Here is an 8,613-nt window from a genome sequence, read left to right on the forward strand (position 1 = left end):
CCCGCCATGCCGTTCCCCCTCGCCCATGACGACCCGCCCGGTCTGGGCGGCTACCGCCTCCTCGCCCGGCTGGGCAGCGGCGGTATGGGCACCGTCTATCTGGCCCGCTCCCCGGGCGGCCGGACCGTCGCACTCAAGACGATGCACGCCCGGATCGCCACCACCACCGAATTCCGCACCCGCTTCCGGCTGGAGGCCGATGCCGCCCGGGTCCTCGGCGGCCAATACGGCGCCCAGGTCGTCGAGGCCGATCCGCTCGCCGAAACCCCCTGGATGGCCACCGAGTACGTGCTCGGCCCGCCGCTCGACGAGGCGGTGGAGCCGGCCGGCCCGCTGCCCGAGGCGTCGGTGCGTGCCCTGGGGGCGGCGCTGTGCGGGGCGCTCGGCCAGCTCCACCACTCGGAGGTCGTGCACCGTGACCTCAAGCCGTCGAACATCATGATCACGGCGCACGGCCCGAAGGTCATCGACTTCGGTATCGCCCGCGCCCTCGGCGACGACCGGCTGACCCACACGGGCGCCGCGATCGGCACCCCGGCGTTCATGTCGCCCGAGCAGGCCACCGGGCAGGAGCACACCCCGGCCGGCGATGTCTTCGCGCTCGCCGGGGTCCTGGTCTTCGCCGCCACCGGCCGCGGCCCGTTCGGCGACGGACAGCCCGCCGACCTCCTCTACCGCGTCCGCTACCGCGAGCCCGACCTCACCGGCCTGCCGGCCGCTCTCGTCCCGGTCCTGTCCCGCGCGCTGGCCAAGGACCCCGCCGAGCGCCCGACGACCACCGAGCTGGCGGCTCAACTCCACGACGGTGACGGGGAGTTCGCCGACCATCTGCCGGACGTGGTACTCGCCGAGATCGGCCGGCGGGCGAGCGAGGTCTGGCAGCTGGTGCCGCAGCGGCTGCCCGCACCGCCCGGCCAGCCGGTGACCGTGCCGTCCGCCGATGTCCCCGCCGCCCGCGGGCTGTCCCGCCGGGGGCTGCTGACGGCGGGCGCGGGCTCGGTACTCGGCGTCGCGGGCGCCGGGGCGGGGGTGTGGGCCTGGCTGGGGCGGGGCGAGGCGGCGCCGGGGCCGGCCACCGGGCCGGGGTACACCAAGCCGAAGCCGGGGCCGAGCGTCAGCGCAGTGAAGAAGAAAAAGCTGGACTCGCTGTGGCAGAAGCAGATCAGTGGTCCCGATGACGACCAGAATCCCGACGTGCCCCTGGTGGCCGGTGACCAGGTCGTCATGGTGTCCGACGCCGAGGCGCGCGGGGTGGACGCGAAGTCCGGTGCGACGCGGTGGACGTTCTCGCTGTCCTACGACGAGAGCTGGGAGGTCGCCTCGGACGGCACCCACGTCTACCGGATCGCGCGGGCCGAGGAAGGGGCGGAGGGCAGCGCCTTCCCGCAGTCCGTCTCGTGGTTCCTCGCCCGCGTCGACCTGACCACGGGCAAGGAAGGCAGACACCTCGCCCCGGTGTCGGACGACCAGGACTACTACGGCCTCATCAGCCGGCTGCTGGCCGTCGCCGACGACACGGCCTATCTGGCGGTCTCCCGCGGCAAGGTCAAGAGGTACGAACGCGAGCTCCCCTGGTTCGTGATGGCACTCGACCTCGCCAACGGGAGCCGGAAGTGGCTGGACCCACTGCCGTTCCGTTCCGCCAAGAGCAATGAGCACCACGTGCTGTCCGCCAAGGTCGTCGGCAACCTCCTGGTGATCCTCCAGCAGATGAACGACGCCAAGGTCCGGATCGTCGCCCGCGACCTCCGCACCGGGAAGACCGTCTGGGACAAGCCGTGGAAGGGCGTCGACCGGCGGCTCGTACGGGACCCGTTGACAGCCGATGACAAGCATCTCTACCTGGGCCACGGCCCGTTGCGGGCGCTGCGGCTGAGCGACGGCGGCCAGGTGTGGGACACCTCCGGCACCCGCCCCGGGAAGACGTACGGGCCGCCGGTCCTCAAAGACGGTGTGCTGTACGCGGTGGAGGAGGACCTCGGACTGGTCGCGTTCGACACCGGCGGCGGGAAGCCGCGGTGGACGGAGAAGAGCTGGGAGGGCACGTCGGCGGACCACCTCGTCCGCCCCGTGATCGGCTCCGAGTACGCCTACTCGTACAGCCTCACCGGCAAGTTCCTCCGGGCCGTCGGCCTCACCTCGCACACCACCGAGCAGCTGTACAAGACCAGCGGGAAGAAGTTCCTCGCCCATGAGAAGAGCCGGATGGTCATCGCGTCCGGCCCCGACTTCCTCGCCGGCTTCCCGCTCCGCTGAAGCCGCCACCCCTGCCCCGAGGCCCGCACCGGCCGCGAACTCGTATGAAGGACACCCCCCATGAAACCGCTCGGCACCGGCGACCCGCTCCGCCTCGGCCCGTACCGCCTGCTCGGCGTGCTCGGCGAGGGCGGCATGGGCAAGGTCTACGTCGGCCAGGACACCGACGGCACCGTCGCCGCGGTCAAGGTCCTGCGGCCCGAACTCACCGGTGAGGAGAACCTCGCCCGCCGCTTCGTCCGCGAGGCGCAGGCGGCGACCGCCGTGACCGGCAAGGGCGTGGCCCGGGTGCTGGGCACGGACACCGAGGGCGGACGCCCGTGGATCGCCACCGAGTTCCTGGCCGGCCCGACCCTGGACGAGGCCGTTGAGGCGTACGGCCCGTTCGACGAGCCCGCCGTCCGCGCCCTCGCCGCTTCGCTCGCGCACACCCTCGCGGACATCCACGCCACCGGCCTGATCCACCGCGACCTCAAACCGCCGAACATCGTGCTGACCTCGGACGGTCCGCGCATCATCGACTTCGGCATCGCCCGCCCCGAACACGGCCTGACCCTGACCACCACCGGACAGGTCCCGGTGACCCCGGGCTACGGCGCCCCCGAACAGGTCATGGGCCGCCGGGTCGCCGCCCCCGCCGACGTCTTCTCCCTGGGCGCCGTCCTGGTCCACGCGGCCAGTGGACGGCGGGCCTTCGACGGCAGCCATATCGCCGCCCTCCAGTACAAGGTCGTGCACGACGAGCCCGATCTGACCGGCGTCCCGGAGGCGCTGCGCCCGCTGATCCTCCCCCTCCTGGCCAAGGATCCGGCCGGCCGCCCCACGCCCGCGCGGATCGCCGCGGACTTCGCACCGCCGCGCGGCGCCGAACGGGCCTGGCGGCGCGGCCCGGTGAGCCAGGCGATCAAGGAGCGGGAGAGCGGCATCCACGAGCTGACCACCGCCCTCGACGGCGGTGCGGCCCCCGGTCAGGTCTCCCGCCGCCGGCTGCTCACCGGCCTGGCGGCGGGCGGGGTGGTGCTCACCGCGGGCGGCGGGGCGGCCGCCGCCTGGTGGCCCCGGCCACCGAAGCCACGGAGGAAGAAGGTCGACCTCTTCGCCTACCCGCCCGCCGTCAAGACGCCCGAGGCGCATCTGCTGAACGCGGACGACGGCGACTTCATCGTCGGCGGGACGCTGAAGGAGCTGTGGGCCGTGCACAACCTCGCCGAGGACACCCCCGCACCCCTGCCCGTCCGGGACGTCGTCGTCTTCGGCACCCGCGGCGGCGGGATCGCCGCCCACAACGTCGTGGACGGCAAACGGCGTTGGGCCGCCCCCGAGATCAAGGGGGCCGGCCGTTATCTCTCCCTTTCGGACCGCCTGCTCGTCGCCGTCGACGGCAAGGGGACGCTGCGCACCTTCGTCCCCTCCACGGGGGAGCGCCGGTGGACCGCCGACGCCGGGGCGGAGAAGTTGTTGGCCGCGGACGACGAAGCCGTCTACCTGGTGACCAAGGACAGGCGGCTGCGCGCCGTCGGCCGCTCCGACGCGAAGATCCGCTGGACCGCGCCGATCGACAAGCCGTTCCGCACCAAGGTCAGTTCGCCCGGCATCGCCGCCCATGGCCGTCTGGTCATGGGCGCCCTCGACGGCAGTGTCCTCGCCGTCGACACCGCCAACGGCCGTCGCGTATGGGACCTGCGCGACCTCTCCGACACCTTCGTCCGACCGGCCCTCTACGGCGACACCGTCTACCTCAACGGCCTGTCGATGACGGCCCGCAGGATCACCGACGGCAAGGAGCGGTGGACGGTCAGGAGGCGCATGCTGCCGGTCGAGGGCGAGAAGTCGCCGATCGCCAAGTGGAGCCCGGTGACCGCCACTGCGGACGCCGTGTATGCCACACCCGAGGGGAGCACCGACAGCCCCACCTTCTATCCCGACAAGTTCAGTCGCCGCGACGGCAGCAAGGTCATGGACCTCAGGCTGAGTTCCAACGTCGATGCGCCCGTGGTGGTTCAGGGGAACGGCCTCTGGACGATCGAAGGCGAGGAGTATGTCGGGTACAAGGTCAACGCGGTGAGCGCGGAGGACGGCAAGCTGGTGTCGGAGTACGAACTGGGCGAGGCCGACCGCCAGTGGCTGGTGGCCGACGGCAACCGCGTCTTCGCCATGAACGACGACTCGCTCTACGCCCTGCCGGTGTTCTGACCCCGCCGTCCCATCGCCGCCCTCCCCGCCCCGCCCGCTACTTCACCGGCGCATGCTCCCGCAGCACCTCCAGGAACGCGCGCATCCACTCGGGGTGGTCGGGCCAGGCGCGGGCCGAGACGACCTTGCCGTCGACCACCGCGGCGCCGTCGACGAAGGTGCCGCCGCCCAGCTCCACGTCCGGTGCGCAGGCCGGGTAGGCGGAGGTGCGGCGGCCCTTGAGGACGCCGAGCGGGGCCAGGGAGAGGGCCGCGTGGCAGATGTGGGCGACGGGCTTGTCGGCGTCGAAGAAGTGGGTGACGACGCGGCGGTAGTCGGCGTCGTTGCGGAGGTACTCGGGTGCCCGGCCGCCGGGGAGCACCAGCGCCGCGTAGTCGGCCGGATCGACCTCGGACAGCGCGAGGTCGGACGGCCAGGAGTGGCCCTCGCGTTCGACGTAGGTGTCGAAGTTGTCGACGAAGTCATGGACGACGAACTGGAGCTTCTTGCGGGTGAGGGCCGCGATCCGGGGCTCGTACCCCTCCTCCAGCAGCCGCTGGTAGGGGTAGAAGAACTCCAGGTCCTCGGTGGCGTCACCGGCGATGAGCAGGATCTTCGGCATGGTGCGGACTCCTCATGACGGACCCGACCGGGGCGATCGAGTCGTTTCGGATCAATCGGTTCCCCACTCGGTGACCTCGAATGCGTCGCCCACCGCCATCTTGCCGGTCGCCACCACCGAGAACTTCGATCCGAACGCCACCCCGCCCTCGGGCACCCGCCGGTACGCGGCGAGCGTGCGCAGCGGTTCGGGCCCGGCCTTGCCGCCCGTCGTCTGGTCGACGAGGGTGACCGCGCAGCGGATGGCGAGTTTGGTGAACCCCAGCTCGCAGCCGCCGACCGTGACCCGTCGCACCCGGTCCTCGGTCTGCGGGGTCTCCCAGCCGGCCACCACGAGGTTCGGCCGGAAACGGTCCATCGGGACCGGTGGGCGCCCGGCGGCGGTGATCCGGCGGTTGAGGTCGTCGAAGGAGGCCAGGGAGAGGATGTGCAGGGCGCTGCTGTCGGCGAAGCCGGAGGTGCCGGGGGTGAGCCCGTCGGTCACCCGGTCGTGCTCGGGCGGGACGCGCACCAGCCGGCTCTCCGCGCCCAGGACTTCGGACAGCCAGCCGGCCGCCCCGTCCCCCTGGTCGACCGCGCGGTACGGCGCACCGAACATCTCGACCTCGGACCGGGCCGCCGAGCCGGTGCCGTGGTCGATGTCCAGGCGGAGGGGGGCGCTGCCCGGCGCGTGCAGGGTGAGGAGCGCCCCGTCGGCGCTGACCTCCGGCCGGATCACCGCCAGCCGGGGGTCCTTGCGCTGGCTCCGGAAGACGCCTCCGGGGCCGACGACCAGGAAGCTGCGGTCGTGGGCGAGGCCGGCCGGGGTGAGTTCCGCCTCGGCCGCCGGGACGCCCGCGCAGCCCTTGACGGGGTAGCTGATCAGTTCGACGACTGTTGCCATGGGGGCAGCGTAGGCGCCGGACGCCGGCGCGTTCCCGCCTTTTGCCGCGGGTGGCCGTATCCCGCCGTGAGCCGCCCGGCGCGGGCTGCGCCGCTCAGGTCCACAGGTCGGTGATGGCCACGTCCAGGTCGGCGAGCAGGCGGCGCAGCAGCGGCAAGGAGAGGCCGATGACATTGCCGGGGTCGCCGTCGATGCCGTCGATGAAGGGGGCGGAGCGGCCGTCGAGGGTGAAGGCGCCGGCGACGAACAGCGGCTCGCCGCTCTCCACGTAGGCGGCGATCTCCGCGTCGGTCGGCTCGCCGAAACGGACCGTGGTCGAGGCGGTGGCCGCCACCCGGCGGCCGGTCGCGGTGTCGATCACGCAGTGGCCGGTCTGAAGGATGCCGGAGCGGCCGCGCATGGACTTCCAGCGTGCGGTGGCGTCCTCGGCGTCGACGGGCTTGCCGAGCGCCCGGCCGTCCAGCTCCAGGACCGAGTCACAGCCGACGACCAGGGCGCCGGCGGCCTCCGGGCGGCCGGCCACCGCCTCGGCCTTGGCCTCGGCCAGCACGCGGGCCAGCTCACCGGGCGTGGGCGCGGTGAGCGCGTCCTCGTCGACACCGCTGACGATGACCTCGGGGGCCAGCCCGGCCTGGCGCAGCAGGGCCAGCCGGGCGGGGGACTGGGAGGCGAGGACGAGACGGCGGGGGCGGGACTCTTCGGTCATGCCCGCCATCGTACGGAGCCCCCGCCGCCGCGACGGCGCCGGACTACTTGTTGAGCACCGCCTGCATGACCGACTTCGCGATCGGCCCGCCCAGCTTGCCGCCGGCGATCTCGGCGCGGGGGATGTCCATGTCCTTGGGGTCGACGAAGACGGCCACCGCGACCGGGGAGGAGCCGTCGCTCTGCTTGGCGTAGGAGACGAACCAGGCGTAGGGGCGCTCGTCGTTGACGTTCACGCCGTGCTGGGCGGTGCCGGTCTTGCCGCCGACGGTCACGCCGGGGATCTTGGCCTTGTCGGCGGTGCCCTCCGAGGCGGTGTACTCCATCATCTCCTGCACCTTCTTCGCGGTGTCGGGGGAGACGGCCTGGGACATCATCTTCGGCTCGGCCTTCTCCAGCGTCGACAGGTCGGAGCCGCGCACCTCGTCGACCAGGTGCGGCATCATCACCTTGCCGTCATTGGCGAGGCCGGCGGCCACCATCGCCATCTGCATCGGCGTGCTGGTGAGGCTGCCCTGGCCCATACCGGTCAGCGCGGTCTGCGGCTTGTCGAGCTTCGACGGGTAGAGGCTCTTGGTGGCCAGCAGGTCGCCGAGGTCCTCGTCGTAGACGTTCTCGTTGAAACCGAACTTCTGGGCGGTCTCGCGCATCTTGTCCTTGCCGACCTTGAGCGCGGCGTCGAGGAAGACGTTGTTGCACGACCACTGCATACCGGTCTTCAGCGAAGCCTTGTCACAGGGCGCGCCCGCGACATCGTTCCCGACCTTCATGGTGCTCTGCGGCAGCTGGTACGGGGCGGGTGCCCCGGAGGGCGCGTCGATGTCGGAGACCACGCCGTGCTCCAGGGCCGCCGCCGCGGTGAGGATCTTGAAGGTGGAGCCCGGGGCGTAGGTCTCGCGCAGCGCCCGGTTGTTCAGCGGCTTGGACTTGTCGGCGTCCAGCGCCTTGAACTTCTGGCCCTCGGCGTTGGAGATGCCGGTGAAGACCGACGGGTCGTAGGAGGGGGTGGAGGCGAGCGCGAGGACCCTGCCGTTGCGCGGGTCCAGCGCGACCACCGCGCCCTTGGCGTTGAGGTCGGTCAGGCCCTTGTACGCGGCCTTCTGCGCCTTGGGGTCGATGGTGGTGATCACATCGCCGCCGCGCGGCTTCTCGCCGGTGAGGATGTCCTTGGCGTTCTTGAGGGCGAGCCGGTCGTCCTTGCCGCTGAGCACCTTGTTGTAGATGCCTTCCAGGAAGGTCGTTCCCTGGGCCTGGGAGGCGAAGCCGGTGACCGGCGCGTACATCGGGCCGTTCGTGTACGTCCGCTTGTACTTGAAGTCACCGGAGGTCGCCACCGAGCCGGTGACCGGCTTGCCGCCGACGATGATGTTGCCGCGCGGGTAGGAGAACGCCTCGATCTTGACGCGGCGGTTGTGCGGGTCGTTGGCGAGCTCGTCGGCCTGGACGAACTGGACCCATGTCACGCGCACCAGCAGGGCCAGCACCAGTGCCCCGCAGAAGACGGCTATATGCCTCAGCGGCCTGTTCATCGCTCTCCCACTCCGTCCGGCTGCCACACGGGCGGCCGAACGCCCGAATTGCGCTGTCAAAAGAGAAAGAAGCGAAATCGGGGGAAGCGGTTGCGGTCGGGAACTGTGAGCGTTGCCTCGCCGGCAGCGGGAACTGCGCGATGCCCGCATACGGGAACTGCGCGGCGCCCGCGTACGGGGACGGCTACCGCCCCGCGAGCAGGACCATCAGCACCACCACGGCCACGGCCAGCACGATGCCCATCCGGCGGAGCTTGGCCTGCACATCGCGCAGCTCCTCAGGAGGCTCATCGGGCGGATCTGACCACAGCATGTATCGATCCTGTGCCCATCACGCGCGTGGGGGCGGGGGTCGGGTGAGAAGGGGGCCCGGGGGGAATGGTGGGGTAAGTGGAACCAGCCCCCCACCGGGGGGCCGGGGGGCCCCCCGCCGGGACCCGGGAAAAA

7 protein-coding genes are annotated in these 8,613 nt (G+C 71.8%); 2 read left to right on the forward strand and 5 right to left on the reverse strand.

The window, feature by feature from the left end:
- Positions 1–6: 6 nt before the first annotated feature.
- Together ACFWJW_RS01275 and ACFWJW_RS01280 are read left to right on the forward strand one after the other, a co-directional pair.
- Positions 7–2,256 (forward strand): protein kinase, encoded by a 2,250-nt coding sequence (locus ACFWJW_RS01275; protein ID WP_387233110.1) that lies wholly within the window; start codon positions 7–9, stop codon positions 2,254–2,256.
- A 60-nt stretch (positions 2,257–2,316) separates the two neighbouring features.
- Positions 2,317–4,449, forward strand: coding sequence for a protein kinase (locus ACFWJW_RS01280; RefSeq protein ID WP_387233113.1), 2,133 nt, complete (start codon positions 2,317–2,319; stop codon positions 4,447–4,449).
- A gap of 37 nt (positions 4,450–4,486) precedes the next feature.
- Here ACFWJW_RS01280 and ACFWJW_RS01285 read toward each other — a convergent pair whose 3' ends face one another.
- The 5 genes from ACFWJW_RS01285 to mmpB form a co-directional block, all read right to left on the reverse strand.
- Positions 4,487–5,050, reverse strand: coding sequence for a DJ-1/PfpI family protein (locus ACFWJW_RS01285; protein ID WP_387233116.1), 564 nt, complete (start codon positions 5,048–5,050; stop codon positions 4,487–4,489).
- Positions 5,051–5,101: 51 nt separating this feature from the next.
- Positions 5,102–5,932: an MOSC domain-containing protein gene (locus tag ACFWJW_RS01290; protein WP_387233118.1), complete on the reverse strand. Its 831-nt coding sequence runs from the start codon at positions 5,930–5,932 to the stop codon at positions 5,102–5,104.
- 94 nt (positions 5,933–6,026) lie between these two features.
- Positions 6,027–6,638, reverse strand: a complete 612-nt coding sequence (locus tag ACFWJW_RS01295) for a nucleoside triphosphate pyrophosphatase (RefSeq protein WP_387233120.1) — start codon at positions 6,636–6,638, stop codon at positions 6,027–6,029.
- 43 nt (positions 6,639–6,681) lie between these two features.
- Entirely contained in the window at positions 6,682–8,166 is a 1,485-nt protein-coding gene (locus ACFWJW_RS01300) for a peptidoglycan D,D-transpeptidase FtsI family protein (protein WP_387233123.1), read from the reverse strand.
- A gap of 184 nt (positions 8,167–8,350) precedes the next feature.
- Positions 8,351–8,479, reverse strand: coding sequence for a morphogenic membrane protein MmpB (mmpB, locus tag ACFWJW_RS01305; RefSeq protein ID WP_275451766.1), 129 nt, complete (start codon positions 8,477–8,479; stop codon positions 8,351–8,353).
- Between the last annotated feature and the right edge of the window lie 134 nt (positions 8,480–8,613).

It is taken from the genome of Streptomyces sp. NPDC127097, from assembly GCF_042724075.1.
Taxonomy (GTDB): domain Bacteria; phylum Actinomycetota; class Actinomycetes; order Streptomycetales; family Streptomycetaceae; genus Streptomyces.